The sequence below is a fragment of the Halioglobus sp. Uisw_031 genome, from assembly GCF_047729875.1.
Lineage (GTDB): Bacteria > Pseudomonadota > Gammaproteobacteria > Pseudomonadales > Halieaceae > Marimicrobium.
In genome coordinates this window covers 3,506,575-3,533,527 of sequence record NZ_CP159826.1, presented here as the reverse complement: position 1 = coordinate 3,533,527, position 26,953 = coordinate 3,506,575, and the positions used below count along the sequence as shown (strand labels likewise).

General features: G+C 51.1%; 24 protein-coding genes. 10 read left to right on the top strand and 14 right to left on the bottom strand.

The annotated features are described in order from the left end of the window. Positions 1-159 precede the first annotated feature (159 nt). Together ABXT62_RS15920 and ABXT62_RS15915 are read left to right on the top strand one after the other, a co-directional pair. On the top strand, positions 160-624 hold the full coding sequence (locus tag ABXT62_RS15920; protein ID WP_415356295.1) for a hypothetical protein: 465 nt from the start codon (positions 160-162) through the stop codon (positions 622-624). A 99-nt stretch (positions 625-723) separates the two neighbouring features. Further along, positions 724-1,488: a class I SAM-dependent methyltransferase gene (locus ABXT62_RS15915; protein WP_415356294.1), complete on the top strand. Its 765-nt coding sequence runs from the start codon at positions 724-726 to the stop codon at positions 1,486-1,488. Positions 1,489-1,785: 297 nt separating this feature from the next. On the opposite strand, the gene ABXT62_RS15910 is transcribed toward ABXT62_RS15915, so the two are convergent. After that, the gene (locus ABXT62_RS15910; RefSeq protein WP_415356293.1) at positions 1,786-2,445 is read right to left on the bottom strand and encodes a hypothetical protein; all 660 of its coding nucleotides are present in this window, start codon (positions 2,443-2,445) and stop codon (positions 1,786-1,788) included. Positions 2,446-2,627: 182 nt separating this feature from the next. On the opposite strand from ABXT62_RS15910, the gene ABXT62_RS15905 reads away from it, so the two are divergent. Both ABXT62_RS15905 and ABXT62_RS15900 read left to right on the top strand, forming a co-directional pair. Further along, positions 2,628-2,831 (top strand): hypothetical protein, encoded by a 204-nt coding sequence (locus ABXT62_RS15905; protein WP_415356292.1) that lies wholly within the window; start codon positions 2,628-2,630, stop codon positions 2,829-2,831. Positions 2,832-3,095: 264 nt separating this feature from the next. Continuing rightward, a complete protein-coding gene (locus ABXT62_RS15900; protein ID WP_415356291.1) occupies positions 3,096-3,731 on the top strand; it encodes a hypothetical protein in 636 nt (211 codons plus the stop codon). A 77-nt stretch (positions 3,732-3,808) separates the two neighbouring features. On the opposite strand, the gene ABXT62_RS15895 is transcribed toward ABXT62_RS15900, so the two are convergent. Together ABXT62_RS15895 and ABXT62_RS15890 are read right to left on the bottom strand one after the other, a co-directional pair. Next, a complete protein-coding gene (locus ABXT62_RS15895; protein ID WP_415356290.1) occupies positions 3,809-6,484 on the bottom strand; it encodes a S8 family serine peptidase in 2,676 nt (891 codons plus the stop codon). 166 nt (positions 6,485-6,650) lie between these two features. Then, positions 6,651-8,387, bottom strand: a complete 1,737-nt coding sequence (locus ABXT62_RS15890) for an amidohydrolase (RefSeq protein WP_415356289.1) — start codon at positions 8,385-8,387, stop codon at positions 6,651-6,653. 78 nt (positions 8,388-8,465) lie between these two features. Between ABXT62_RS15890 and ABXT62_RS15885 the strand changes: the two genes are divergently transcribed. Then, on the top strand, positions 8,466-9,695 hold the full coding sequence (locus tag ABXT62_RS15885) for a mechanosensitive ion channel family protein (protein ID WP_415356288.1): 1,230 nt from the start codon (positions 8,466-8,468) through the stop codon (positions 9,693-9,695). 67 nt (positions 9,696-9,762) lie between these two features. On the opposite strand, the gene ABXT62_RS15880 is transcribed toward ABXT62_RS15885, so the two are convergent. From ABXT62_RS15880 to ABXT62_RS15835, 10 genes are all read right to left on the bottom strand, one after another. Further along, the gene (locus ABXT62_RS15880) at positions 9,763-10,425 is read right to left on the bottom strand and encodes an SCO family protein (RefSeq protein WP_415356287.1); all 663 of its coding nucleotides are present in this window, start codon (positions 10,423-10,425) and stop codon (positions 9,763-9,765) included. Positions 10,426-10,458: 33 nt separating this feature from the next. Then, positions 10,459-10,776: a cytochrome C oxidase subunit IV family protein gene (locus tag ABXT62_RS15875; RefSeq protein ID WP_415356286.1), complete on the bottom strand. Its 318-nt coding sequence runs from the start codon at positions 10,774-10,776 to the stop codon at positions 10,459-10,461. 9 nt (positions 10,777-10,785) lie between these two features. Then, positions 10,786-11,469, bottom strand: coding sequence for a heme-copper oxidase subunit III family protein (locus ABXT62_RS15870; protein ID WP_415356285.1), 684 nt, complete (start codon positions 11,467-11,469; stop codon positions 10,786-10,788). Between the two features lie 10 nt (positions 11,470-11,479). Further along, entirely contained in the window at positions 11,480-12,160 is a 681-nt protein-coding gene (locus tag ABXT62_RS15865; protein ID WP_415356284.1) for a cytochrome c oxidase subunit 3, read from the bottom strand. A 3-nt stretch (positions 12,161-12,163) separates the two neighbouring features. Then, positions 12,164-13,921 (bottom strand): cytochrome c oxidase subunit I, encoded by a 1,758-nt coding sequence (locus tag ABXT62_RS15860; RefSeq protein ID WP_415356283.1) that lies wholly within the window; start codon positions 13,919-13,921, stop codon positions 12,164-12,166. A gap of 48 nt (positions 13,922-13,969) precedes the next feature. After that, entirely contained in the window at positions 13,970-15,322 is a 1,353-nt protein-coding gene (gene coxB, locus ABXT62_RS15855; protein WP_415356282.1) for a cytochrome c oxidase subunit II, read from the bottom strand. 85 nt (positions 15,323-15,407) lie between these two features. Next, a complete protein-coding gene (locus tag ABXT62_RS15850) occupies positions 15,408-15,962 on the bottom strand; it encodes an NAD/FAD-utilizing enzyme (protein ID WP_415356281.1) in 555 nt (184 codons plus the stop codon). Positions 15,963-16,232: 270 nt separating this feature from the next. Then, a complete protein-coding gene (locus tag ABXT62_RS15845; RefSeq protein ID WP_415356280.1) occupies positions 16,233-17,231 on the bottom strand; it encodes an NAD(P)H-quinone oxidoreductase in 999 nt (332 codons plus the stop codon). A gap of 69 nt (positions 17,232-17,300) precedes the next feature. After that, complete coding sequence (locus tag ABXT62_RS15840) at positions 17,301-18,455, bottom strand: CaiB/BaiF CoA transferase family protein (protein WP_415356279.1); 1,155 nt, start codon at positions 18,453-18,455, stop codon at positions 17,301-17,303. A 76-nt stretch (positions 18,456-18,531) separates the two neighbouring features. Further along, positions 18,532-19,155 (bottom strand): TetR/AcrR family transcriptional regulator, encoded by a 624-nt coding sequence (locus ABXT62_RS15835; RefSeq protein WP_415356278.1) that lies wholly within the window; start codon positions 19,153-19,155, stop codon positions 18,532-18,534. Between the two features lie 123 nt (positions 19,156-19,278). Between ABXT62_RS15835 and ABXT62_RS15830 the strand changes: the two genes are divergently transcribed. From ABXT62_RS15830 to ABXT62_RS15810, 5 genes are all read left to right on the top strand, one after another. After that, positions 19,279-20,493, top strand: coding sequence for an amidohydrolase family protein (locus ABXT62_RS15830; RefSeq protein WP_415356277.1), 1,215 nt, complete (start codon positions 19,279-19,281; stop codon positions 20,491-20,493). Positions 20,494-20,531: 38 nt separating this feature from the next. After that, a complete protein-coding gene (locus tag ABXT62_RS15825; RefSeq protein WP_415356276.1) occupies positions 20,532-21,503 on the top strand; it encodes a Rieske 2Fe-2S domain-containing protein in 972 nt (323 codons plus the stop codon). Between the two features lie 119 nt (positions 21,504-21,622). Next, positions 21,623-22,402 (top strand): acetoacetate decarboxylase family protein, encoded by a 780-nt coding sequence (locus tag ABXT62_RS15820; protein WP_415356275.1) that lies wholly within the window; start codon positions 21,623-21,625, stop codon positions 22,400-22,402. A gap of 92 nt (positions 22,403-22,494) precedes the next feature. After that, the gene (locus ABXT62_RS15815) at positions 22,495-23,664 is read left to right on the top strand and encodes an MFS transporter (RefSeq protein WP_415356274.1); all 1,170 of its coding nucleotides are present in this window, start codon (positions 22,495-22,497) and stop codon (positions 23,662-23,664) included. A gap of 156 nt (positions 23,665-23,820) precedes the next feature. Beyond that, on the top strand, positions 23,821-25,032 hold the full coding sequence (locus ABXT62_RS15810; RefSeq protein ID WP_415356273.1) for an iron-containing alcohol dehydrogenase: 1,212 nt from the start codon (positions 23,821-23,823) through the stop codon (positions 25,030-25,032). Between the two features lie 5 nt (positions 25,033-25,037). Here the strand turns inward: ABXT62_RS15810 and ABXT62_RS15805 are convergent, their stop codons facing one another. Beyond that, complete coding sequence (locus tag ABXT62_RS15805; RefSeq protein ID WP_415356272.1) at positions 25,038-26,921, bottom strand: DUF3604 domain-containing protein; 1,884 nt, start codon at positions 26,919-26,921, stop codon at positions 25,038-25,040. Positions 26,922-26,953: the final 32 nt, after the last annotated feature.

The following is a 26,953-nucleotide window of genomic DNA, read 5'->3' as shown; positions in this document are numbered from 1 at the left end:
CAAGACTGACGAGATAATCCGATGGACACCCTCCGTTTACATTGCCTATACTTGAGCGAGGGTTCGGGTTCTGCATGAGACCTTTTGTGAGCTCAACGTCATGCGCGTTATACACTATCGGTTCTAAAATGCGGCTGGCCACATTCTGAGAATGACTGAATGGAGTTTTTAAATCAAGATTGCGAATTGACGCTACGCGAAGGACTGGACGAATTGTATCGTCACAATCCTGAGGTTGCGTCTGCGTCCAACGTAAACGGCAAGACCTTCATCGATCATGACCTGACGCACGTCATCTTCGGCTGCGACACCTCCCTTATTGGTGAAATACTGTTGAAGCCCTGGATTTTATTTGGGTGCGATATCAGTATGGCCGAGTTGAAGGCTTACGCCGATAATCCCGAAGTGCAGAAATTGAATAAAGAGGGAGAGGCTCTGTTGGGAGGCAAATTGCTGGGTACCTTCAAGATCGTATTTTACTACACACCCCAGTTCTTCTGGATCTGGTTGACGCATGTGCGCAAGATGAGTCAAAAGTGGCCCCATTCAGCGCTTACGGATGAAATGATGAACGCTAGGATCTGTGATTTACGGGCGGACTACAACATCTCAGTCCTGAACTAGTCTGCGCTCACCCTCGACAACGTGGGAACTTGTCGGGGAAAAAGTGTATTTCAGGGTCATGGCCTTCCTTGTGAAAGGTTTCTTGGTTAAGATCTATATATGATCAACTGGACCAGTAAAAATCGAATTGAAATCGATGGCACTTCATTTAAAGTAGCCGGTTGGGGCTCTCCATTATCCAAAGAACTACAGATAATGAAGGAGCCTTTTCATATTACCTGTTACGAAAACCTGGCTGCTGAGGTAAAGACTGACTCAAACATAGTCGAGCTTGGCATACGTACTGGCGCTAGCACTGCCTTTTTTTCAATGCTATTCAAGCCCCAAAAACTAAGTGCAATTGAGATTGCAGATAGCGCCAGTGAAGCGTTCGGTGAGTTTATGTCGACACACTCGCAAGCCGCCTGTATTAGTACGCATTTTAACAGTGATCAGGGTGATGTCGGCATGCTTAAAGAAATCTTGAAAAAGGATTTCGGGGATGAGTTGCTAGACGTCATCATTGATGATGCATCACACAACTTCATTCCCTCACTGGTTTCTTTCAATGTACTGTTTCCACGTTTAAAACCCGGCGGTATTTTTGTCATTGAAGACTGGTCATGGGAACACTTTTCAGAAAGCGGTGGCGGGCCAGACTACATGGTAGAGAAAACAACTGGTTTTGCTCGGCTTGTTCTGATGGCAACACTCGCCAGCGCCTATCGGCCCGGTATAATCACGAAAGTAGTCCTTCAGCGCGGTATTGCTGTGATCTATCGCGGACAGGAATCGTTGGATCCAGAGAGTTTTGATATTAACGAGCAACTCGGTGAGAGAGGGCACGCTTTACTCGCTAGTGTGCCGGCGGTTCCCTTCGCATAGGTTCCCTTTTCATTCGCTAGATCCCGCACTATCGAGGTTCAATCGATCGGCTTCTCGTAGCCAAAGTCAGCGGTAGGCTTCAATCCACACACGCTCCCTGTTGAGCCTCTGCAAAGCCCCAAGTATTCAAAGGTGAGCTGCGCTGTGCGGCTTATTAAGCCTGCGGTAAGCTAACAGTGGGAGCCCGGCCCTCTGAATCATGTGAATCGATATCGGTTGTTAGATGATGTTCAACACCTTACCCATAGCCTGAAGGGTGCGGCACTCGCCACCATTGCGGCAGAGAGCAGTAAAACTTCAAAAACTACGGCTATGTGCTACATGAGGCGAGACAAACTCGATGGGGTCGAAGTGGTCAACCCCACTCAGTAGGAATGGTAGGAGGTCTAGTTCTATCAGGCGCTCACTAAGGCTGTGAAGCTTAGCTACTCTGTCTTGAGGCGTTAATATGTCTTTTATCTTTGCGAGACGTTTTTCAATCGCTGCCACTGAACAGCAGTGTGCATGTGCTATTTTTTTTCTGGGCGTACGCGCTGCAAATAGACTAAGCACTGACAAGTCTTTTCTGGTTAGTTGCTTTCCACTTGGTAACTGAAGTACCTGTAGGTGATGGTTCAATAGCAGCGGCCAGCCACGATAGAGATCGCTGACTTTGGTGACATGCTCTACCGTTACGAAGCCTCCTTTGATTGTGGGCGTCCTATGTGTGACGATTTGGAGCATGTCATTGATTGGATTCCACATGGCAGTGCTGCTTATGGGTATTCTTTTTTTGCGGACTGTGGCTTCTATATTTTCAAGAGACGCTCTTGCGGAGGCGGATAAGCCAAGTTCTAGTGGTATGATGTCCCACTTCATGTCTGGGTGATACTTATTTAAGCCAAATAGATCTGTGAAGTGATTGTCTATGTGAATATAGAAACCGCCATTGTCCTTTTCGAGTGTCGTAGTGAACATCGTTACGCCTGTTATGTCTGCATTGCTCAGCCAGCGTGATGGTGCTTTTTAAGCGCCAAAAATATACCAATAGTCAAGTATAGAGAAAATGATCGCAGTGTGTCTACCGCATTGTCGAGTCCGTCGTGGGCGGCGATCGACACCACCTTGCCTAGGGTCTTAACGCTGTGCTCGCTTCACAGATGAAGCAATTGATACCCGTTTATTTCTCAACGAGTACCTACGACAAGCTCGTTTTCGCTTTGAGTGGCCAGCGTGGATCTTCCTTTCCGCTGATGGGTGATTTAAAAGCGGCGGCTGAAATGTTGTTTGAATATGACGCTGGCGTCGTGGAAAATACAGATGAGTTGGACCACACTTATCAAGTGTGCATAGGTTACACGTGATGATTACATAACCATCGGCTTGTGCCACCGCACTGCGCGTAACACATCACAGTATTACATGGACGCAGTAAAGCCCTTAACTTATGTAACTGTATCGGATGCCCGTATAAAAACGTGCCATCGAAAAGCAAGATAAACAGCGCTCAAAAACCGCATTGATGCGTTGTGATGACAAAGTGTTGATCAAAAAATACGCGTTACATCTTTGTGATTTAGTAATACAATAAAATTGTAAGATCAAATTTTATAGGGAGTGACCTGATCATGTTGGAAAAAGAATTAGCCCAAGCCACAAAAATGGCAGAAAGCGCGCATAAAAGAGTAGATCAGCTTCGGAAGAAGTTGGTCTCTGATTCGGAAAAAGCGCATGTCCGCATCAAGCGTGAACTTGCTGCTTCGCGCAAGAGACATAAGACTGCAAAAGCGAGATTAAAAAGCGCTAAAGTTGCACTCCGAAAAAAGGTCACACCTGAAAACAAGAAAAAAGTTGATGCACTCGTGAAGCAGGCGCAAGGATTTGCAGAGTCACTACCGAAAGTCGCTGAGGCCGCGTACGATGCAGCCGAGAAATTCGTGACGGTGAAGACTGAGGCTGTTCTGGCTGACCGTAAAGCCAAAGCGGCTAATCAAGCAGCGAGCTTGGTTGAGAAAGCGGCAGCCAAGGCCAAGAAGAAGGTTACAGCTAAGAAGAAGGTTGCAGCTAAGAAGAAGCCTGCAGCTAAGAAGAAGCCTGCAGCTAAGAAGAAAGTTGTCGCTAAGAAGAAGCCTGCAGCTAAGAAGAAAGTTGTCGCTAAGAAGAAGCCTGCAGCTAAGAAGAAGGTTGTCGCTAAGAAGAAGCCTGCAGCTAAGAAGAAACCTGCTGCCAAGAAGAAAGCCCCAGCCAAGCCAAAAGCCGCCTGATAGATCGGTGTTTGCGGCGTCCGACTTAAACCGGCGCCGCCTTTTGGTCAGAGCCTAAAATTCCGGCTAAAGTGGTGTTACTCCGCATTAGCCGGTTGCTTCGTCCCTCTACCCTCGTCCTGATCTCTCGCCGTTCTGAGCATCCCTGTTTTGACGCTGGACTGTTTGACACTGTTGGCTGCAGGCAGTGAGACAAGGTATCCCACCGGGAAGTTCAGGTCTGTTAAATTACTGTCCAGTTCGATCTGAATCGGCTGATCCGTTGTTAGCCAAGCACCGCAGGCTTCACCGGCGTCGCAAATAAAGAGGTCGTTGTCAGTATCTGTGCCAGCTATAATTTGATAGTCCCCAGCGGGAATATCAGAAAACCGGAATGGATAATCGGCCTCGTTACTCTGAGTACTGACCTGTGCGACCACATCATCCAGCATTGGATCGTAGAGGAGAATGTAGATCACGCCGACATCTGCCCCAGTGCCCGTTCCCCCTTCTGAGACCAGGACTCGAACTGCCAAGTTGTTTTTTGAGGATTGGGCGGTGATATCCGCCGCATAGACTCCCGGAGGGAGATTGGCTCGATTCACAGTCACTTCGTATTCACCTAGTCTAGCGTTATCCACCTCCACTGCGACAATTTGCAGCCAAGACGCAGAAGTAGACAGGGATTCCAATATAAGATCGCCCTTTCCACCGTTGCGCAAAAGCAGATTCAGTGTCGTGGTGGTGCTCCCAAAGTTCAGGGTATTGGTCGAGGCTGTCAGAAGAGGGCGATCAGCAGGGCTGATGCCCGTTGCCTCGAGAGCCGCCAGCACCGAGCGCTGCGCATTAATAATGCCGTGGCCGAACAGATCATCTCTGCCCGGAGTGCCGAGATCGTCGGTGAGCGCTCCAGAGGCCAACAGGGCGTCTATATCGCTAGGCGTCAGCTCTGGGTTGACACTTTTCATCAGCGCTACAACGCCCGCAACATGCGGCGCTGCCATTGAGGTGCCACTGAGGAAGGTGTAAACATAGTCGATAACGTTGTCGCTGACGCTGCCATCTGTACTTAATACCCCATCGGGGTAGCCGTCACCGTTAAAGTCGATGCTGCTATCACCGCCGGGGGCGCTCACGTCAATGTCGGGACCGATATTAGAGTAGGATGCCAGTCGTCGCTGCCCATCTACCGCACTGACGGAGATGACACCGTCATAGCTTGCGGGGAAAAAGGGAGCGGAGCTGGCCTCGTTGCCTGCCGCAGCGACGACGACTACCCCGGTTGCCTGCACCGCGTCATAAAGTGCCTGAGTGGCCTGAGTGAAGGGCGCGCCACCGAGGCTCAAATTGATAACATCAGCGCGTCTTTGTGGCACTGTCCCAGAGTCATTGGGCAGACCCGCGGCGTAACGTACTGCCTGATCAATATCATAGGATGTACCTTCACCGTTGGCGCTCAGCGCACGCAACGGCATAACGCGTGAGCCATAGGCGGTACCCGCGACTCCTATTTGATTATTACCTCGGGCGGCGATTATTCCGGTGACATGGGTGCCATGAAAACTCGAGGAGCTTCCGCCTAAGGAGCTGCCGGGGTCCTGCGGGTCGGAATCGATGCCGTCACCGTCCATTGCGCCCTCAATGTTGCTGACAAAGTCATAGCCATCTACCAGTTGACCGGCTAGGTCGGGGTGATTTGCAAGGATACCGGTGTCAATGACTGCGACCACGACCTCGCTGCGCCCTGTGGTGATCTCCCAGGCGTCTGGCATTGCTATCAGAGGATAATGCCATTGCAGCGGGTAAGCCTGGTCGTTGGGGGCGGCCACAGCGTTGACCTGAAAATTGGGCTCGGCATAGAGGACCCGTGAGTCCTTACGCAAGGACTTTATAGCCATCAATGTCTCTGTGCGCGCACGTAGATTAGGGTCGTTTATGGTCCCGATATTTGAGGCCCAGCTAGCAGGTTTTAGACTCCCTTGGGCTGAGCGTGACAACGCTCTGCGCAGAGCCATCAGTCGTCCGCGTCCGCGCCCCCCCGCTCGCTGTTGTATGCCCAGCCCGCGGCTCATCTCTTCAGTTTGAGGACCACTGCTCAACTGCTGGGTATCGTCTTTATAGGTCACCACGGCCTCCCATGGAATAACCTTATACTCGCGCAGGTCGGCCTGACTCGGTGTGTTGCCGATCGCAAGAATATAGTTAGTTGCACCCTCATACACGTTAATGACCACAAAATAGGTCCCATCCTCGGGCACGAGTAAGGATTCTATCTCGCCGCCATTGAGGGAGTTTTCCACTTGAACGCCCTGAGAATCAAGCAGATACAGGTCTGCATCGGCCTGTTCAAAATCAGCGACCAACATTGTGACTCGCTGACCGGCCAGTAGATCGACTTGGAAAAAATCATCGACATCTCCGGGCGCCATAGAACGTCCTGGAGCGCCTGCGCCAGGCACATTCACATAGCCCCCTACTGTGATGGGATTGGCTATTGACTGGGCCTGGTTTGGGTCATCATTACTAATGCCGAGTGTATTTGGATCGTTGGTATCGCTATCGACTAATTGACTCGTCGATGTCGAAATTGTGCCGGACATACTAAAGGTCTCAGCCGGAACAGGAGGGTCAATGGGATCAACAGGTAATGGAGGCTCAGGAACATTTGGTGTGTTGTTGTCGCCCGCTCCCCCGCTACTGCCGCCACCACCGCAAGCAACGGCGAGTAAAGCGATAATGAGGCAAGCCGTTAGGGTGCGCAGTGTTATTGGCATAATCGGATAGAATATCAATAGTCGCTATAAGGAAACCAAAAGATAACAGAGATTCCTCACAGGCAGTACCGTTTTTGCACCGAGTCAATCATGGTCGGTAACCGCGCCTGAGAGGCCGTTTGCCGCATCCCCAAGTCCCTCTCATGGTTGATCTCTGTGTGTGCGTTTACTCTCCGCGGTAAACAGTGCCTAGAACTTTGATGTCCTTTAGCATGATTGGGTCTATTTGCAGTGGGTTTTCATCTAACAAGACGAAGTTCGCTGTTTTTCCGACCTCAATAGACCCTATTTCATTTTCTAGGTTTAACACTCTCGCGGCATTGATGGTGATCGCTTGTAAGGCAGTATATACATCGACTCGCTGATCTTGAGAGAATTTACTGCCTTGCGAGGTTACCCGATTGACCGCTGTCCAGGCCAGTGTCAGAGGTTCCATCGGAGCCATCGAGAAATCCGAGTGGAAGGATATCGGGACATTTTTTTCGGCCAAAGAGTTAATACGCACAAGATTCTCTCCACGTTCTTTACCCAGACCAATTTCTGAATATTTATCCGCTAAAGCCCAAAGGTAATAGGGGTTTACTGATGCGTCCATACCCAAATCAGCGACCTGCTGTGCCTGCGCATCAGTGAAATAGCCCATGTGATGCAGCGTAAGCCGGTGATCAGATCGCGGATTTCGCTTTTGATCAGCACTGTTGAAATCCAGAACTTGTTGTATACCTAGATCCCCATTGGAGTGCACATGGATCTTATAATCGTTATCCCAATACAGACTTAGCTGCTCTTTAAGCAGATCTGGGGGGGTCATCCACTCTCCAGCATGACCGTCTGTATAACCGTCCTGCATTTGCATCAACTGCGAATAGATGGCGCCATCGGAGAAAAGCTTGATCTGGTTAGGTAGGAACTTAATATTATCGGTGTTGTATTTCTCATCTAGCGTTCTTGTGAACGCGAGAGCTTGTTTGTTGCCGCCTTTCATGCGGTAGAGCTGAGTCCCATTGGGGATCAGATAGACGCTATAGGGCGGCAGTTTATCCATCTCGACTTTCAACAGGGCATACTCCGCCTCAAAATTCGCACTGGGGAATCCGGGTTCCGCAATGGTGGTTATTCCATTTTGAACGACTAGCTGGCTCATAATACTCAAGCCCTTTAGATAACGCTTTAGGTCCAGTAGGTTAGACGCCATTCTCGGCACTAAAGCTAGCCAGCCTCCTTCATAAAAATGTCCAGCTTCCCAGTCAACCTGCGGATTACCCAGAAAATCTTTTTTCTCAATTCCGATTGCGGCGATAGCCGCATCGTTGAGATAAATTTCATGAAAAGAGCGATGTATGATGGCAACGGGTTGATCCGGCGCAATACGGTTTAGGATGTCGCGCGACAGTTCACCATGCCACAGCTGGTGATAGCCCCAAATAAAATAAACATTGTCGCTTTGCGCGTTCTCTTCTATTGATGTGGTGATGCGATCTATATAATTGTCATGACCTTGCACGCCGATTTTCGTTTCATCAGGTAACACCCAGTCATAGGGCGCGATAATTTCATTGGGCAACATAATCGCAGCAATTGATGGATGCAAGTGGGGCTCAATGAACCCCGGCATCATCGTATTCCCTTGCAAATCGACCATCACTGTCTCGTCGCTTTGGTGCAGGAGCGCCTGCTCTTTTTTGCCTACAAATAAAATTTTCCCGTTTAGAACAGCAACCGCCTGCGCATAATGAGCCGTGTCACTTGCCATTGTGAGGATGTCGCCCCCGTAATAAATTGAGTCGGCGATTATCCTTGTGGTCGGCACCACAGAAGCTTCCACGGTTAGTGGCGTGGAGTCTGCAACAGAACTAGATGCTAGCAGGAAGGCCAGCGGAAAAAATAGTACTGGAAACGTCATGGGAATCCCCTATTCTGTTGGAAACTAAGGCACGGCTCTACTAGCGTGCTAACATTCATTTTTACACAGGTTGAAGTGATGAGCATGATAACGCAGTTAGCAGAATATCACCCGGCGCTACCGGATATCACCGTCGTTTTGATTTTACTATTGACGGCCCTTCTTGGCTACGTTGTAGCGCACCGGTTGTTAGATCTTGGTTTGCGTACTGTAGCGAAATACTCGACATACACTTGGAGTGATGCCCTAATCAAAAATGGGGTGGGCAAACGATTGGCACAGCTGTTGCCTGCGTTCACTATTCACATGGGTGTAAATTTCCTGCCAAGTATTAATGCCGGGCTGGAATCGTTTGTGATGAATTTGACCACCGCCTATATGATGGTGGTGGCGACGATTACTATCATTGCGGTTCTCAATGCGGCCAATGATATTTACGAGTCAAATCCCGAGGCCCGACAACGGCCGATCAAAGGGTTTATCCAGTTATTACAACTCGCAGTAGTGATTCTGGGGGGGCTGCTGTTCATTGCGGCATTGCTTGATCAATCACCAGTGCTGTTGCTGAGTGGTTTTGGTGCCATGACGGCAGTACTGTTACTGGTGTTCAAAGACACTTTGCTGTCTCTGGTGGCCAGTGTGCAATTGGCGGCCCAGGACATGGTGCGTGTAGGAGACTGGATCGAGGTGCCCCAGTTGGGCGCTGATGGAGACGTGGTGGATATGGAGCTATACACGGTTACGGTGCAAAACTTTGACAAGACTATCACCACTATCCCTACTCAGCGGCTGATCACTGACTCTTTCAAAAATTGGAGGGGCATGTCGAGTTCGGGTGGGCGCCGTATCAAGCGCGCTCTGCACATTGATGCATCCTCTATACGCTTTATCAGCGCACAGGACGTGAATAGTTATAGACGGTTCTCTTTATTAGAGGATTACCTCGCTGGCAAACACGATGAGCTTAAGAAATATAATCAGACAATGGTTGGGGCGACTGCAGATGAATCTGATGCTGCTGTCAATATGCGTCGATTGACTAACATCGGTACATTTCGAGCCTATGCCTGGCGGTACCTTAAAGAGCATCCGAGGATACGTAAGGATATGACTTTATTGGTTCGTCAATTAGCGCCGGATGACGGTATACCGATAGAGTTGTACTGCTTTACGAATACCGTGAAATGGACAGAATATGAAGATATTCAGGCGGACATTTTCGACCACTTGTTGGCGATTATGCCAGAGTTTGGTTTGCAGTTATTCCAAAGACCCGCGGGTAAAGAGTTTTCGATTAGACAACTGTAGTGATGGTCCATTCGCCGAAACAGTTACACCCCGGTGTGTCCAAAATTGACCGAGGTTTTCTCATTATTTATCCTAGGTAATTTCGGATGGCAAGATAGTCGCGAATGACTGTATCCGGGCTGAATGTGTGATCACCCGAGCGATTAATCTCAGGTCGAAAAATTGCCTGTAATTGGCCTCTCGGGTTAATGAGAAATAGAGTGACGCCGTGATTGACCTGATACTCGTTGGCGGCGGGGTCAACATCAGTTCCTGTGGACGGCACTAGCTGTGCGACGATACCCAGACCCTGCTCAAATGGAAGATGAAGGTTGTCACTGTTATCGATATGAGTCAGTCCGACAAAGTCCGCATCAAAAAACGGCACATAAGAAGCCATTTGCATAACGGTGTCGCGCCGATGATCAACCGTGTAGAACAACACCCGCAGGTCGGTGCGGCCTAGTCCCTTCAGATGTTGATTTACGATAGCGAGCTGTGACAGTGTCGTCGGGCAAATGTCGGGACAGGTGGTGAAGCCATAAGAGATCAAGTGCCACTGCCCTTTCAGGCTTTCCTGACTGACGTCCTGGTTATTATGATCGAGCAGTTGAAATTCTGGTAACTGTCTGGCCTGGGGTAGGAGCACACCTTGAATCTGCGGCGGTGTATTAGGCCTGTTTAGAAAAATGGCAGTGATTACAACCGCAAGGACGGCATTGGCTATTAGGAAGCCAGTCAGCATCTTCATGCGAGGAGACAGTCTCAAAGTCTGTGTGTGCACCTATTGATCGAAAAAAATCTCTCTGGTCATAAAGGTGTAATCACCTTCCATCGCCATTAAAATAATGAGCACGGCTATTGCGATCAGTGGGGCGAATAGCAGGTACTTCAGCGCCAGGCGCTCCCACGTGACATGCATAAAGATAGTGACAATCAGCCCCGCCTTCAAAAACATAAAAATTAGAATCAGGGTCCAGCGTAAATAGCCTTCGACATGCAGCAGGTCTACGGCATAAGAAAAGGCACTGAGGATGAATAGCAGTAGCCATACCTTTAGATAGATCCCGATAGGATGTTGTTGGCCGGCAGTTTCGCTCATAGATTTACCTCACCACAGGTAGAAAAATGCAAAAATAAATACCCATACCAGATCGACAAAGTGCCAGTAAAGGCCGGTTATTTCAACGATGGCATAGCCCTTTTTCTCATAGTCACCCCTGGCAACTTTACGAGCAATAATACTGAGATAAATCACGCCAGCAGTGACATGCAGTCCGTGAAAGCCGGTGATCATAAAGAAAATAGAACCAAACTGGGCGGCCCCCATGGGGTTCGACCAAGGCCGCACGCCTTCTTCGACGATCAGCTTGGTCCACTCAAACACCTGCATACCAACGAAAGAAGCACCCAGTATCGCGGTTATTGTCATCAGTATGACTGTTTTTCGTTTGTTGCCAGCATAGGCAAAATTTACTGCCATCGCCATGGTGCCGCTGCTGGTGATCAAAGCAAATGTCATAATTGCGATCAGCAGCAGCGGTAGATGTTGACCCGCAATTTCTAATGCGAAGACTTCGCTTGGGTTAGGCCAATTGTCGGTTTGCGACAGCCGAACATTCATATAACCAGTGAGGAATATACTAAAGATAAAAGTATCACTCAGTAAAAATATCCACATCATCAACTTGCCCCAGGGCAGGTCGAACGTTTGTCTATCGGATGACCAGTCAGCAACTAAGCCTTCGATACCGGGCTCTGTATAGCTCGTACTCTTATCGGTTTGAATTGTCATGTAATAGCCCTCAAAATCCGCACATGGCTGCGAGTGCGTTAATGGTCTCTGGCCTGCTGGTAAGAAGTGCGAACAGCACTAGCCAGACTCCGAGGAGGAAATGCCAATAGGTTGTACACAGTTTTAATGGCGCTTTTAAAGAGTCAATATTGTGGTTATACCAGACTCGAAAAACGACATTGGTTAGCACAACCAGCCCACCAATCAGATGCAGCCCATGTACCCCTGTGAGCAGATAGAAGTAGCTGTTCGCTGGGTTGCCGCTGAGGTAGAACCCCATGGATTGCAGGCGCAGCCAAAGATCAAATTGCGCGACTAAAAAAAGGAGGGTAAAAAATACGGCAGCACTGATCCCTGCCACCGTTATATTTAATTTTCCTGAGCGAGAACCGCCCAAACCCCACTGTATCGCGAGGCTAGCGCAGGCAAGCAGTGCAGTGTTAAACCAGAGGCGAGAAGAGTCAGTGAAGGGTTGCCATGGCGAGCCCGCAAGCGCTTCAAAATCTGGATACTGGGATCGTGAAAGAAACGTAATGATAAAAAGAAAAAACAGCACACCAACAATCGCTAGCACAAATCGCAGCATGATCTGTGAGGCTGCTACTGGGTCCGGGCCACTGTATTGCTCAAGGGTGGCGCTTGCGGTTGAGTGTACCCACGGTTTGTCACGCAACACTTTTAGAATATTCATAAACTACCGGCCCTCCGGTTCGCCGGCGGTTTGCTCGGATTCCGTTACTGGATGATTCTGGGGGATAAAGTCTTTCTCTGCACCTGGTACGCCATAGTCATAGGCCCAGCGGTAGACCGTTGGTAGCTCCGGGCCCCAGTTGCCATGATGAGGTGGCACATCCGGGGTTTGCCACTCAAGGCTTGTGGCTTCCCACGGATTATGGCCAGCTGGTTTTCCGGCCCGCAGGCTCCAGAACACGTTATAGATAAAAATAAGTTGGCTTAGCCCAACGATCAGTGCCGAAACGGTGATACTTGCGTTGAGGCTTTGGGCTGATTCAGGAATGAAATCGGTAGATCCCATCGCAAAGTAGCGCCGAGGTACACCCAGAAACCCAAGGTAGTGCATGGGTAGGTAAATGGCATAGGTGCCAAGGAATGTGAACCAGAAGTGAATTTTGCCCAGCTTCTCGTCGAACATCTTGCCTGTGATCAGCGGATACCAATGGTAGATGGCGGCGAACAGCACCATGATCGGGGAAACCCCCATGACCATATGAAAATGCGCTACCACAAAATAGGTATCAGAGAGAGGCAGGTCGATCACTACGTTGCCCAGAAATAAACCGGTTAGGCCGCCGTGGGTAAACGTGAAGATAAAGCCGATGGAAAACAGCATAGGAACCGTGAGGTGGATGTTTCCACGGTAGAGCGTGAGGACCCAGTTGTAGACCTTTATGGCGGTTGGCACCGCGATAATTAGCGTAGTCGTTGCAAAGAAAAATCCGAACGCTGGAAGCATCCCACTGACATACATGTGGTGAGCCCACACAACGAAGCTGAGACCGCCAATCGCGACTATCGCCCAGACCATCATTCTGTAGCCGAAGATATTCTTGCGCGCGTGGGTAGCGAGGACGTCCGACACCATGCCAAAAGCTGGAAGCGCAACAATGTAGACTTCCGGGTGGCCAAAAAACCAAAATAGATGTTGAAATAGAACCGGGCTACCGCCGGAGTAATCGAGACTCTCTCCCAAGGACACTAGTGCTGGCATGAAAAAGCTGGTGCCAAGCGTCTTGTCTAGCATCATCATAATAGCGCTCACTAACAGCGCGGGGAATGCAAGCAGGCCCAGTACTGTTGCAGTAAAAATTCCCCACACTGTTAGGGGCATGCGCATCAGAGTCATGCCGTGGGTGCGCGCCTGCAAGACAGTGGTGACATAGTTCAATCCACCCATGGTGAAAGCGATAATAAATATCACCAGAGAGACCAGCATCAAGATAATGCCCCAGTCATAACCAGGGGTGCCTGGCAAAATAGCCTGCGGCGGATAAAGCGTCCATCCTGCACCCGTCGGCCCACCGGGTACAAAAAAACTGGCGAGTAGAACGATGACCGAAAGGAGGTAAAACCAAAAGCTCAACATGTTCATAAAAGGGAAAACCATATCCCTAGCGCCAACCATGAGAGGGATCAGATAATTACCGAATCCGCCCAACAACAGAGCCGTCAGTAGATAGATCACCATAATCATGCCGTGCATGGTGACGAATTGCAGGTAGCTACTGGGATCTATGAAGTCAAAGGCATCAGGAAAACCAAGTTGTAGGCGCATTAGTGCAGATAGGGCTAGTGCGACCAGGCCGACGAAAATTGCAGTAATCGCATACTGAATGGCAATAACCTTATGATCCTGGCTATAGACGTACTTGGTAATAAACGTCTGTGGATCATGTAGCTCGTCTGGCTGGTCGGCAATTGCCACGTTTTGCATATTATCTTTCCTTAGTTGCTTGAGCCTGCACGTTGTTTCGGCGCCGGATTAAAGCGTATTGACGTACGCCAGCAAATCATTGATTGATTGGTCGTTTTGAATGGAGCGGGCCATTAAAACCATCTGGTGGCCGTATGTGTCACCTTCATTTGCACCGCGCACTCCTAGGCGAAAATTCTTCAACTGGCGCTTCAGATACCAGTCATCCTGCCCCGCAAGGCGCGGCGCTTGTAATGCATAATTGCCCTGCGCTTTTGCGCCATGACAAGCGCCGCAGCTGTTATAAAAGTAGGCGCCTTTCTCGACATCACCATCGAGAGTGCTGACGGTAGCTGGGGGGTCCAGTGTGCCGATGTAGGCGGCTACATTTCGGATGGCGCTTTCGTCCATTAACATATTGGCCATTGGGGCCATTTGCCGACCAAATTCGTCAGCTTGATTCGCGCCGCGAATGCCGTCTTTAAAATGGTTGATTTGCCGAGTGATATACCAAGGCTGAAGGATAGCTAAGTTGGGCGAGTTCATTGCCAGATTACCCTCGCCCTGCTGGCCGTGGCAGGCAGCGCAGGTAGCATAGCTTGCTTTTCCAGCAATGGGGTCGCCAGGCGGTATAGACTGTATCTCGTTCCAGGTCTGTTGTTGCGACATCCATTGATCAAAATCTTCTTGCTCATCAACGACGACATGACCGCGCATGGTGTAATGCGCGATACCGCATAATTCCATACACAGTATGTCGAACTTTCCAGTGCGGGTGGGTGTGAGCCAGACATAAGTGACCATGCCGGGTACGAGGTCCATTTTCACGCGGAACTGCGGTACGGCAAAATCGTGGAGCACATCGTTGGAGCGCAGTAACAGTTTGACCGGGCGATCTATGGGCAGATGTAATTCGTTGCTGCTAATAAGAACGTCGTCATTGCCAGCCTCATCATTGGGACTCATGCCAAACGGATTGTCCGAGCTTATGAAGCGAGAATCGACTTGGCCAAGAATGCCATCAGCACCGGGAAACCTGTAGCTCCACTGCCACTGTGCGCCCACGACTTCTACCTCATCGGCGTCTTCAGGCACATTAACAAAGTCCGCCCATACTATTAGTCCAGGTGCCAGCATTACTGCTACGCCTACTGAGGTGATAACGGTTAGCCAGATTTCAAGTTTTTTGTTTTCGGGCTCATAATGAGACCGTCGTGATGGGTCGAAGCGATAGCGAAAAATGGCCCATGCCATGAATAGGTTTACTGCAACGAAAACGACGCCGGTGATATAAAGTGTTAGCTCAATGGTGTCGTCGATTGCGACCCAGTTGGACGCAATAGGTGTCATCCACCAAGGGCTCCACCAGTGGAACAATAAAGACCCTAGGACTAGTAACACCAGCGCAATCACTAGCTTCATATACCTTCCCTTATCATTGTTATTGGGCGGATGTCAGTACGTGTTAAAAACCTCTGCGTGTTTTACAGTGCAGTTATAAACTTAATCAGGGCGCAAGATGCATAAAGCGCGCGAACTTGTTCTGAGCAGTGACTACCCAGCGTGGCGTTGAAGCGCCCTCGCCGGCATCCTGTAATTTGGGATGAGCAGTGACGACATTTCTTAGTATGCTTTCTTGGTCAGGGTCCGCATCTACAAAAAGGATATGCTTACCCTGGCGCAGATCTTCCTGAAATCTTTTGAAATCGGTATGCGGTTCCTGTATGCCAATCAACCCACCCTCCCAGGTGCAAAAACCCAGAATGATAACGGAGAGAAATATTGCCGGCACCCAAGTGTAGGTGTCAGTAAGGCCCGTTTTCCAAGCCAAAGACAGGACTGCAACAGCGCCTATTGCACCCACCAAAGCGCCCGTTTTGGTGCCCTTTACGACGTCTTTTTTAAGCACAGGCTCTACTTGATGCAGGTGGTGTTGTTGAACGCCTGAGTCATCTTTACTGAGCACGTGGATTTGAGGCGTTGAAACGCCGGCGGCTTCCAACTGTTGTTCGATAACTTCTAAATCATCAAGGTCGTCACTGATGTAGTAATGGCGTTTCATCGTAGCCTTCCTTATTACTCTTATTTTAAATTTGAGTATAGCACTGGCAAAATTGGAATCTAGCAGGCGCAATTTTTAGTCCCTGCCTAAATGGGTTTTAAGCGCATAAAGGAATAACTACTATCTTTCGTTAGCATTAAAAAGAATAAAAATTGGGTATAACCGTAGTTTTTTTAGAAAGATGTTGATCTGACGGGCATCCAAATAGCGTTTTTAAGACTATTTGGTTACAAGTAGCGAGATTGATATGCGAATAATGACTAGAAAGGGCTATATTTTGATAATGATCTTACCCATGTGTTGTCCGCCTTCCATATGCCCGTGGGCCTGCTCAACCTGCTCGAGTGGATAAATACTATCGATGATTGGTTTGATCCTGCCGCTCTCTAGGTGAGGATAGATATGCTCCATGATCTCCCGCACCATCACCGCTTTTTGGGCAAAGGTCTGGGCGCGCAGCGTAGAACCTGTCATGGTGATGCGTTTCATCAGTAAGGGTGCGAAATTGACTTCGGTCTTGAATCCCTTCATGTAGGCGATGTTAACAATGCGAGCCTCCGGCGCAGCGATGTTGAGGTTCTTTTGGATGTAGTCGCCGCCGATCATGTCGAGAATGACGTTAATACGGTTATTCAATCCCATTTCTGTCAGAACAGATTCAAAGTCTTCGGTTTTGTAGTTAATAGCGCGTGTCGCCCCGCGGGCTTCGAGCGCACGACACTTCTCATTGCTGCCGGCGGTGGTATAGACCTCGGCACCCAGTGTGGCGCAGATCATTACGCCCATTGTGCCCATGCCGCTGGCTCCGCCGTGAATGAGAACTTTTTCTCCAGGCTTCAGCCCAGCACGTTGGAATAAGTTGTGCCAATTGGTGAGTAGCGCTTCCGGCAGTGCCGCGGCCTCGCCTTTGCTAAAACCATTTGGAATCGGCATGCACTGGCTCATCGGAGCCACCGCGTATTCGGCATAACCACCGCCGTGTGTTAGCGCACAGACGCTGTCACCTACCTGCCATGTGCGAACATTTTTACCGATAGCCTGTATGGTGCCTGCGACCTCCAGTCCCATGATGGGAGAGGCATCCGGTGGCGGCGGGTACAGCCCTTTGCGCTGCAGCAAATCGGCCCTGTTGATGCCGGCGGAATGCACCTTTATTAAAATCTCTTCCGCGCCTGGTGTCGGGGTTGGTCCGGATTCTATACTCAGGTGGTTTTCAGCACTAACAGCGATATGGCGGCACTGATCGGGGACCTGGTTTGTTGCACTCATTGAAGTGTTTATCCTGTTGCTATCGCGGCGGCGTTGGTGTCGCCTTTGGGGTTATATCTGCATGTCATTCTAGGCTGAATGACTATGAATTGCGCCACTTTCAAGCCGTTTCTGAATGTCTTCATCACTAAAACCGAATTCGCGCAGAACATCCTTTGTGTGTTCTCCAATCGTAGCGGCAGCGCAGCGTAGTTCGCCGTTTGTGCGGCTGAAGCGCGGGGCGGGTGCCGGTTGCCACACGTCACCGTCGTCAATAAAGGTGCCTCGAGCTTGATGATGAGGGTGGTGGCGAACTTCACTCATCGACAGTACCGGCGCATAACAGACATCCGAGCCGGCGAAGACCGCATCCCAGTCATCTCGCGTTTTGCCTTTGATGATCTCGGTCATTTTGGCCTTCATCTGCGGCCAATTGCCCATGTCGAACTGGTTCTCAAAATGTTTGGCGTCGTCGCCCAACTTGTTTAATAGGGTCGCGTAAAACTGCGGTTCGATGGAGCCCAGAGAAATGTATTTACCGTCAGCGGTTTCGTACACCTCGTAAAAATGTGAACCCGAATCAAGCAAATTTGTACCTCGCTCATCAGACCAGAATCCGGCCTGGTTGGCGGCAAAGGTACTGGCCATTAGAGTGGCTGCACCGTCAATCATCGCGGCATCCACGACCTGGCCTTTGCCTGAGCCCTTCGCTTCCAGAAGTGCGCAGACCATGCCATAGGCCAGCATTAGGCCGCCGCCGCCGAAGTCCCCCACCATGTTGAGGGGAATGGCGGGTTTTTCTCCCGCGCGACCAATACCATGAAGTGCCCCGCTGAGGGCGATATAGTTTATGTCGTGCCCCGCTTCTTTTGCCATCGGACCTTCTTGCCCCCAGCCGGTCATGCGGCCATAAACCAGTGCTGGATTGCGCGCCAAGCAGATGTCAGGCCCCAGCCCTAGCCGCTCCATAACACCGGGACGATTCCCCTCCAGCAGTGCGTCGGCTTTTTCCAGCAGGGTCAGCACGGTGTCAACGCCATCTTTTTTCTTCAGATTGACACTAATGCAGCGTTTATTGCGGTTGAGGAAGTCCAACTTTGGATTGTGGGAAGCAGTGAACATACTGCCTCCGGGTCGTTCTACACGAATCACCTCAGCGCCCATGTCAGCCAGTAGCATGGCGGCGAAGGGCCCCGGCCCGATACCCGAAATTTCAATAATGGTCAGACCCTGAAGTGGTCCCATGGCGTATGCTCCGGATGGTGGGTGGCGAACAGGATATTGTCGCTTGCTTCTTGCTGCGGCAATGGGGTTACAGTGCTTACGGGTTGTCCTTGCAAATCAAGTGTTCGAACATGACTCGCGCTTCCTCAAGCTTGGCAAAGATTGGGTAGTCGCTGTTCATGGCCCAGCTGATGGTGAGCATATTGAGTGTACCCACCACCATCGCAGCAAGTATTTCCGGTGAGAAGTCGGCTTTAACGTCTCCCACTTCGATTCCTGCAGCGATTAGGTGAACAAAGCTCGCAATTGCGCTGTCACCTATTTCCCGCTGCCGCTCGGCATCTTCGGCGAAAGTGGACGGTGCAATCAGGATCAGTTGGCGATCAATGTCTTCATAGTCGGCAAAATTGGACTCGATATAGTCGATCATGGCTTCCAGTCGGTCTCGTGTTGCCTGGTGGTTGTTCATTAACAGGCGAAACATCGGTTCTGACTGATCATAGAGGCGGGAGATGCCCAGCCCTCCTAGAAGGGCGTGCTTGTTGGGGAAATGCCCATAAAAGGTGCGCCTGGCGACATCGGCTTCCACGCAGATTTGCTCGATGCTGGTGTCTTCGATGCCTTGCTCACGAAAAAGTCGGTAGGCCGCTTCTTCTATGCGGCTACGGATTTCTTGTTTGCGCTTTTTGCGGCGCCCTAAAGGCACCTCTGCCATGTCCATGAAATTTCCGTAATACTATTGCAATCGCTACTGCATTAAACTATTTTGTATACATATGTGCAAGTTTGCTCATATGGGAAGCGATACGCTATCTTTTACTGAGCTCAATGAAGAGAGAATACAATGTCCGACCATCTGATTGTGGTTTCTGCCGATTGCCACGCCGGCCTGCCGATCGCCGACTATAAACCCTACGTGGAGTCAAAGTACCACGAGATGATGGATATGGCGGTGCCCATCACGATCGACATGATGGATAAAGCCGAGTCCACCTTCCTGATCAAGGAAATCAATGACGCTTGGCGTGCGCCCATTAAGAAGCAGCTTACGGGCGCCTGGGATTATAATGAACGTCTGAATATGTTGGCCGGTGACGGGATTGCCGCTGAGGTTATTTTTCCCGACGGTATCACCGAGAAGAACACGCCGCCCTTCGGTGCTGGCCTCGGTTTGTCGCCGCGGGATATGGTGCCGGAATTACAATGGGCTGGAGCCATGGCGCACAATCGCTGGCTGGCCGAATGGTGCGCTAACGATTCCGCCCGTCATATAGGCGTGGCCTCGATTCCGCTGTTGTGGGATGTGCAACAGGCCGTGGAGGCGGTGCAATGGTGTGTGGACAATGGCCTCAGAGCGGTCATGATTCCGACGTTATGGGGCGAGCATGACCCTTATCATCACGTCAAATATGATCCCTTTTGGGCGATCTGTGAAGACCTTGAAGTGATTGTTCACTTTCACTCTGGGCCAGCCCCCCACTTGGAGTACTTCGGAGCAGGCTTCCCTGTGGAGGATAAGCGTGACGAGCTGCCGGGTGCCATGGGCATTTATGTGTCCGAGGTAATGTGGTGGCTATATCGACCGCTGACATTCATGATTTGGGGCGGAGTCTTCGAGCGCTTCCCCAAGCTCAAGACCATGATTGTTGAAGGCGGCACGATGTTCATGTTGCCTTCTTGGTTGCGTTTGATGGACTTCCATTACACAGAAGGACAAATTTCTGCCAAGCTGGGAAACTTCCGCAAGCATTTGTCGCTGCGACCCAGCGAGTATTTTGCGCGTAATATCGGTGTGGGCGCTTCCTGTGTGCTGCGTCCCGACTTGGATGTGCGTGATGAAGTGGGCCTGGACAAGGTCATGTGGGGGAATGATTTTCCACACCCCGAGGGCAGCTGGCCCAACACCGCGCAGTATTTTAAGGACAACTTCAGTAATTTTCCCGAGCGCGATGGTCGCAAGATTCTAGGCGAGAACGCCGTGAACTTTTACGGGTTGGATCGTCAGCGACTGCAAGTGATCGCCAATGAGATAGGGCCCACGGCCGCACTCTTCAATTAAGTTTAAGCAGTAGGCAGTAGGCATTTATAGAGGCATATATGACGATCGTAGAAGCATGTGAATCCAAGACCAATACGACACCTGAATTCCCCATGGGCTGGTATTCCGTCGCGCGTTCTAGCGAACTGCTGGTGGGTGAAGTCAAGTCAGTTCAGGCCTTCGACCGAGAGTTGGTGCTATACCGCACCCGGTCCGGGGTGCCGGTGATACAGGACGCATACTGCCCACACTTGGGCGCGCATTTAGGCGTGAAGGGCAGGGTGGTGGGGGAGTCTATCCGTTGTCCGTTCCACGGCTGGCGCTATGGCACGGACGGTATGTGTGAACATATCCCCTATAGCGATGAAATTCCCGATCGCGCACGCTTGCGCACCTGGCATTGTGAGGAGAAGAACGGAGAGGTCTATATCTGGTTCCATCGGGAAAATACTGGACCGCAGTGGGAGCTGCCGTCTCTTCCGGAACTCGGTCACCCCGATTGGACGAGTCCGCGCTACACCGAGTTTCTGGTGCCCGCCCATGTTCAGGACATTGCTGAAAATTCTTGTGACCCGGTGCATTTTCAGTTTGTACACAAAATGGAGGACGTGCCGCCATCAGTGGTCACAATTGATGCTGACGGTCGCACGCTGCACCTGCATTCCGATGCAGAACAATCAGGCGTCAGCACGCATCTGCATGCCACGGTGTACAGCCCTGGCTTTGCTATGGTGCGCAACACTTACGCGCCAGGCGCTGAAATGGTGATGTATAACAGCGCCCAGCCTATTAGCAAGCACCAAACTCTGATGCGGTGGACGCTGACAGTCAGTCGAGCCATTGAGGATCTGGCGGGCGACGATGTCATGGAAGGCATTATTGCAGGGCTGGACGACGACTACCCGATCTGGGCTAATAAGGTGCACAAGCATCGGCCGCTTTTCTGTAAAGAGGATAAGAGCTTGGTGATGTTCCGCAAATGGGTGCGTCAGTTCTACCTAACGTCAAACGACAAGCGTGAAATCGCCTAGGCTTGAATAGGGCGGCCATCATCACTGGCGGCATGAGCCGTTAATTCTCAACCGAGAGACACCAGCGCCCGATGCAGTGGGCGTTTAATTCAGCAACGATAATCAATAAGGAAAAGAATATGACCACTGAAACAGGTGCACCCCAAGGAAATCCGGGAGATATTGTCAATTGGCCCATGCTGAAGATCGTATATCGGACGGATCCGGACAAGATAGCCGCGTTGCTGCCGCCGGGTATTTCCCCGGGAGCCAATCCCCACGTCAATCTCACTATTTACAATTTCCCGGTACCGGATGAGCCCGAGTATGGAATCGTTACCAGTGTTGACGCAGATTTCGATGGCGTTGCCGGCGAATTTACACTGGGTTATGGTATCGACCAAGAGTCAGCTATATTCGTCAGCCAGGAAACTAATGGGCAGCCAAAATACCCCTGCACCACGGAATTTTATCGCCTCGGGCCGCAAATTAAAGCGCGTTGCATACATCAGGGATACACCTTTGTTGAGTTCAATGGCGTTTCTACTGGCCCTTCGGGACCACGAGAGCCGCATCAGCAGAATGAATGGTGGTTAAAGTACTCCCGCGCGGTAAGTGTGGGCGGCCCTGCTACTGATTTTGACTTTCCGCCCCACGTGGTCCGAGTGCGCAGTGAGTACGGCACGGCATGGCGCGAGGAGGTTGAGGGTACATTGGTGTTGCGTGACAGCCCTTGGGACCCACTGACAAGCCTATTGCCAATGCGTGAGCAACTCGAATCCTACCTCTGGTGGCCGACTTTTCTTGATCGTGAGATGACATTAGCCGGCAAGCTCGATCCACAAGCGTTCCTGCCGTTTACCGATACCATCTCTGGTTCACGGTGGCCTGGCACTAATGGGGGCCCTAAGCGCGGTTGATTTTTTACTGGATCTGCAGGCTATCGCCATGCTGATCTAAGTATTTCTTTAGCCAACGCAGTAACGGGCGGATTCATTAGTCAGGAAAAATTATGCAGATCCTAAGCCCGTTGCGTCCTGTGCTGACCGGTATGTGCTGTTTAGCGCTAGGCCCTGGGATGATGGGAATCTATGGCTTTTTCGTTGAGCCATTGTCGAAAGAGTTCGATGTTGGCGTCGCGATGCTAAATGTGGGTCCAGTAGCGCTGCTGCTGGTGCCCGCAATTTTAGGCAGCTGGATCGGCAAAATGGCGGACCAGCTGCCGATTCGAAATATCCTGCTGATCGGCGTAACTCTCGGCATGCTATCCCTTATGGCCATCACTGCGGCACCAGCGCTGTGGTTAGTGGCGTTGGGTTTTTTGTCATTTTCACTTGGCCTTACGCTTTATGGCCCCGTCGTAATTAACGGCCTTATGGTTAAGCTCTACTCTGGACGTGAGGCACGTGCTCTGGCAATAGTCGCTATTGGCATCAGTTTGGCGTCCGCTATTTTGCCTCCTCTAGTGGGAACACTGCTGGAGCACACCAGTTGGCGCTTGGCACTGCTGAGTCTGGCAGCAGGAGCATTAGTGATCTTGTGGCTGGCCATTCTGACAGGTATACCTAAGGGCATTGTGCTGACACCGACCACGGACAAAGCCACTGTTGCCAAAGGGTTTTACAGTAATAAGGCTTTCTGGTTGATTGGCTTATGTGTGGCCCTGGCCTTGAATGTGGCTATCGTGCTGGCGGTATGCTACCCGCCTTTGTTTGCTAGCAAGGGATATACCATGGGAGATGCTGGCTGGTTTCTGGCACTTGGTGGCGTTAGCGGGCTAGTGGGTAAGAGCTGCCTTGCATGGTTGGGCGATGGTGTTCGGCACTACGTAAAATGGCTTGCAGCGGCTATGTTGTTCCTGCAAAGCGCAGGCTTGGGTCTACTTTTTATCGCCAGTGATACGTCTCAGATGATTCCCGCTATGTGCCTGTTAGGCTTTAGCGGTGGCGCTTTTATACCGATGCACCCCTACCTCAACAGTCGATATTTTGATGCGGCCATTATCAGCCAGGTAAACGGCGCACAAATGCCGCTGTTTTTGCCCTTCGGTTTAGTGGGAGCGCCACTCGCGGGTTATACCTTTGATCAGACGGGCAATTATGATGCAGTGTTAATATCGCTTGCAGCGACACTTTGCCTAGCCGCTCTGCTGGCGCTGGGGTTACCTAAACAGGCGAAGTAGGCAAGCCCCCTTCTGCGCTGCCGCCCGTGATCGATTCTCATTGATTTACGTCCTTGTATTAAACAGGCTTATAATCGCTTGAGTTGATGCAGATTTTTGCTGATGCCCTACAATAGAAAGCGAGTGCAAATATCTAACCCGTCAGTGGAGTGCTTTATGCCAATGTTTATTCGAAAGATGTTACATGCCGCGTACCTAAAAATAATGACCGTGGTGGTTTTTTTCGCGCCTTCTTTGCGGCACACGGTGTTTGCCGGCACCGGGAGTTCAGGTCAGCTGTGTGAACACATTATTCGTACCGGCGCTAAAAAAGTGATCGTCGTCACCGATAAGCCTCTGCGTGAACTCGGCGTTGTCGAGAGTGCGATAGCAGTACTTCTGGCGGCGGATGTCGATGTCGCCTATTACGATGGTGTATTACCTGACCCCACTTTCGCTCAGGTTGTTGAGGGCGCGGCGGTGGCCAAGGCCCATGGCAGTGAGGTGGTCTTGGCCATCGGTGGCGGCTCGTCCATCGATGCCGCGAAGGTCATTGCTGCGGCGGCGACCAGTGATGCATCCCCAGTAGACTGGGTAGGCATTGGTAAAATAAAGCATCCTATTCTAAAGCTTTACGCCATTCCTACAACGTCGGGAACGGGCTCAGAGGCGACCATAGGGGCGGTGATTTCTGATGCGGCAACCCATGAGAAAGCGATTATTATGGGCGACTGTTTACTGCCACTTGCTGCCGCATTAGATGCAGATCTCATGTTAGGCCTGCCGCCGCACATCACAGCAGCAACGGGTATGGATGCGCTAACCCACGGCATTGAAGCCTATATCGGTGTGTGGGAGCGTGGCACACGGTTAGAGGATGCGCGCCTGGCGATCAAGTTGGTTTTTGATAACTTGGCAACGGCCTATCATGACGGCAAGAATTTGGATGCGCGTAACGGTATGGCTATGGGAGCCTACTATGCTGGTCTTGCGATCAATCAGGTCAATGTCGGTAATGTGCACGCTATTGCGCATCAACTTGGCGGTAAGTACGGGATTCCACACGGACTGGCAAACGCGCTGGTGTTGCCGCACGTGCTTGAATTTTGTTGTCAGGAAGCACAACAAAGCCTTGCTGAGTTGAGCCTACTGGTCGGCGTTGGCAGCGAAGGTGAGGCCCCAGCTGTTCTCGCACGGAAGTTTATCGACGCGGTGCGAGAACTGCGCACAGAAGTGGGGATTCCAGAACAGATGGATGTGATTAAACGCGTAGACTTTGAAGCCATCACGCAGCAGGCGATTCAAGAGGGCGCGACGTATCCAGTGCCACGCTTATTGGACAGTAAAAACGTGATGCAAATCCTGACGAGCATCGCAAAACCAGCGTAGGTATTCTATTGCGGCTGGTACCAGATCGCTGAAGTAACAGCGCGCTCCTGCAGGCTGATAGGCTCGGGCGCCGGGACTCCGAGTGTCACCGCATCGTAGGTAGACCAGCGCGGTGTTGGGATTTCTATGACTCTGGCGTAGTAGAACGCCTCTTGGATTGGATCAAACTCCGGATCTGTCCAGACTGCAGATAATTGGCCGCTGCCAATACTATTGGCATAAGTGGCCGTTGTTGCATCGACCGTGTTGCCGACCCCGGGTAAGTTGCCTGCAGTGTCTAGACTCCGCAGCCCCGACCATGCGACATTAAATACCTTTTCATGAGACTTACCAGCGTCGTCTACCCAGCCTTTGATGATTTGTATTCTGTCCAGATTGCCACTGAGGGGATCACGCATGGCCCACACGGCAAAAGCGGGTGCTGCGGCATCACCGGTAGGCAATGTTTGCCCCATAGCGACGCCGTGTTGTTCTGCTTGCGCTATCCAGTTCTGCTGCTTAAACAAGTCTTTGGGATAATTCCAACCACCAAAAAAACGTACAACTATGCGTGGCCCAGATGTGGCGTAGGTTTCCTTGCGCAGCATCGCATCGTAAAGCGATCCCCGTGTGTTCTCCTGAGCCCACACCGCCGCCAGTCCGGCGCTACTCCAGCGTTGGCCACCCGGCATGCTGGCGGGGTAGAAGTTGGCTTCTCCCATGCGCAGTCCGGCGCTGCCATCGAGAATAGGCAATTTGCCATGGTAGTTGTTTTCGTCGACTGGCGAGCTGGCATTGTGTCCGTCGGAACTTCCGATCACACCAAAGCGGTAGGGGTTGAAACCCTCGTTGTGTGACATTTCCAGCCCGGTGCGCAGCGCATCGCGGATATAACTGCCCCTAGCGCGCGAGTCTTCTTGGCTCTGTGACAGCAGGGTGTCATAAATTTCAAACCCTGCGAACTCGTCTTCATTGGAAAGCAGTGGGTGTGTTTCCGAGGAGCCCTTGACCTGAAATATTTCGCTCAGAGGTTCGTTTTCCATCCGTCTGCGCGCATAGCTGGCATCCATCACTTTCCCGTCGTACATCACCTCGTCGTACATGCGCCCGTCACTGACATTGCCATTGTGAGGAATCGCAAAAGACGTCATGCCCTGTTTGCGTTGTTGTTCCAGCGCGGTCCACAAATCTCGGGGATCTTCAGAATCCACTGAACTGAATGGTAGTTCTGGCACGTGAGCACTGCGGTAAATGACATTGCGATGCAGATTGCGCTCTCCCGGCATGGAACTCCATTCGTAGCCGATGAACGCTGTAAAGCGACCGGGATCATTGTGTTTCTCTGCCGTTGCTACAATGTCACGCCATGCGGCTCGGCTGAAATCTTTCCAGCCGGGGACTAGTGCGTTTTCCAGGTCGAAGCCCAACATCGTCTGGGCCATCAGCAAGGTGTTACTGATGCGGCCGTCTTTGAGTAGTCGTTCGCGCAGTCCACGCTTTTTAAGTGGCAGGTCAGGATCAGTGGCACGCAGCACACCGATGTACTCCGAGTGGTCGGTGACTGCGGCGAAGTCCAGCGGCCTGCTCATGCGAATGCCGTAGCCGCCGGCATGCTTGATTTCCCCGCCTTTTACAAAGGTGTAGGCGTCGTTCGGCGTCGCCTTTACGCCGCTGATATAGGCGTCGGTGGAGTAGCTGGTGTGAATGTGCAGGTCGCCCCAGTAGAGGTTGCGCTCAGGGTTGAACGCAGTGTTTTCTTTGGTTGGGGGTGGTATTGCGCTTGCCGCATTGAACTCAGGGAATAGGCTAGGGTCTTCTACCGGGCTGCAGGCTGCAACAACGATGAGGACAGCCATTACTGCCGTTGCCGGCACCGTCGCGAGTCCCGATAGTATGCTGCCTGAATTCACGACGGCCCCTCAACCGAGGAAAAAAATGGATA

Coding starts and splice junctions, on each gene's coding strand:
- ABXT62_RS15920 (WP_415356295.1), top strand. CDS start 160: ATGGAGTTTTTAAATCAAGATTGCGAATTGACGCTACGCGAAGGACTG.
- ABXT62_RS15915 (WP_415356294.1), top strand. CDS start 724: ATGATCAACTGGACCAGTAAAAATCGAATTGAAATCGATGGCACTTCA.
- ABXT62_RS15910 (WP_415356293.1), bottom strand. CDS start 2,445: ATGTTCACTACGACACTCGAAAAGGACAATGGCGGTTTCTATATTCAC.
- ABXT62_RS15905 (WP_415356292.1), top strand. CDS start 2,628: ATGAAGCAATTGATACCCGTTTATTTCTCAACGAGTACCTACGACAAG.
- ABXT62_RS15900 (WP_415356291.1), top strand. CDS start 3,096: ATGTTGGAAAAAGAATTAGCCCAAGCCACAAAAATGGCAGAAAGCGCG.
- ABXT62_RS15895 (WP_415356290.1), bottom strand. CDS start 6,484: ATGCCAATAACACTGCGCACCCTAACGGCTTGCCTCATTATCGCTTTA.
- ABXT62_RS15890 (WP_415356289.1), bottom strand. CDS start 8,387: ATGACGTTTCCAGTACTATTTTTTCCGCTGGCCTTCCTGCTAGCATCT.
- ABXT62_RS15885 (WP_415356288.1), top strand. CDS start 8,466: ATGAGCATGATAACGCAGTTAGCAGAATATCACCCGGCGCTACCGGAT.
- ABXT62_RS15880 (WP_415356287.1), bottom strand. CDS start 10,425: ATGAAGATGCTGACTGGCTTCCTAATAGCCAATGCCGTCCTTGCGGTT.
- ABXT62_RS15875 (WP_415356286.1), bottom strand. CDS start 10,776: ATGAGCGAAACTGCCGGCCAACAACATCCTATCGGGATCTATCTAAAG.
- ABXT62_RS15870 (WP_415356285.1), bottom strand. CDS start 11,469: ATGACAATTCAAACCGATAAGAGTACGAGCTATACAGAGCCCGGTATC.
- ABXT62_RS15865 (WP_415356284.1), bottom strand. CDS start 12,160: ATGAATATTCTAAAAGTGTTGCGTGACAAACCGTGGGTACACTCAACC.
- ABXT62_RS15860 (WP_415356283.1), bottom strand. CDS start 13,921: ATGCAAAACGTGGCAATTGCCGACCAGCCAGACGAGCTACATGATCCA.
- coxB (WP_415356282.1), bottom strand. CDS start 15,322: ATGAAGCTAGTGATTGCGCTGGTGTTACTAGTCCTAGGGTCTTTATTG.
- ABXT62_RS15850 (WP_415356281.1), bottom strand. CDS start 15,962: ATGAAACGCCATTACTACATCAGTGACGACCTTGATGATTTAGAAGTT.
- ABXT62_RS15845 (WP_415356280.1), bottom strand. CDS start 17,231: ATGAGTGCAACAAACCAGGTCCCCGATCAGTGCCGCCATATCGCTGTT.
- ABXT62_RS15840 (WP_415356279.1), bottom strand. CDS start 18,455: ATGGGACCACTTCAGGGTCTGACCATTATTGAAATTTCGGGTATCGGG.
- ABXT62_RS15835 (WP_415356278.1), bottom strand. CDS start 19,155: ATGGACATGGCAGAGGTGCCTTTAGGGCGCCGCAAAAAGCGCAAACAA.
- ABXT62_RS15830 (WP_415356277.1), top strand. CDS start 19,279: ATGTCCGACCATCTGATTGTGGTTTCTGCCGATTGCCACGCCGGCCTG.
- ABXT62_RS15825 (WP_415356276.1), top strand. CDS start 20,532: ATGACGATCGTAGAAGCATGTGAATCCAAGACCAATACGACACCTGAA.
- ABXT62_RS15820 (WP_415356275.1), top strand. CDS start 21,623: ATGACCACTGAAACAGGTGCACCCCAAGGAAATCCGGGAGATATTGTC.
- ABXT62_RS15815 (WP_415356274.1), top strand. CDS start 22,495: ATGCAGATCCTAAGCCCGTTGCGTCCTGTGCTGACCGGTATGTGCTGT.
- ABXT62_RS15810 (WP_415356273.1), top strand. CDS start 23,821: ATGCCAATGTTTATTCGAAAGATGTTACATGCCGCGTACCTAAAAATA.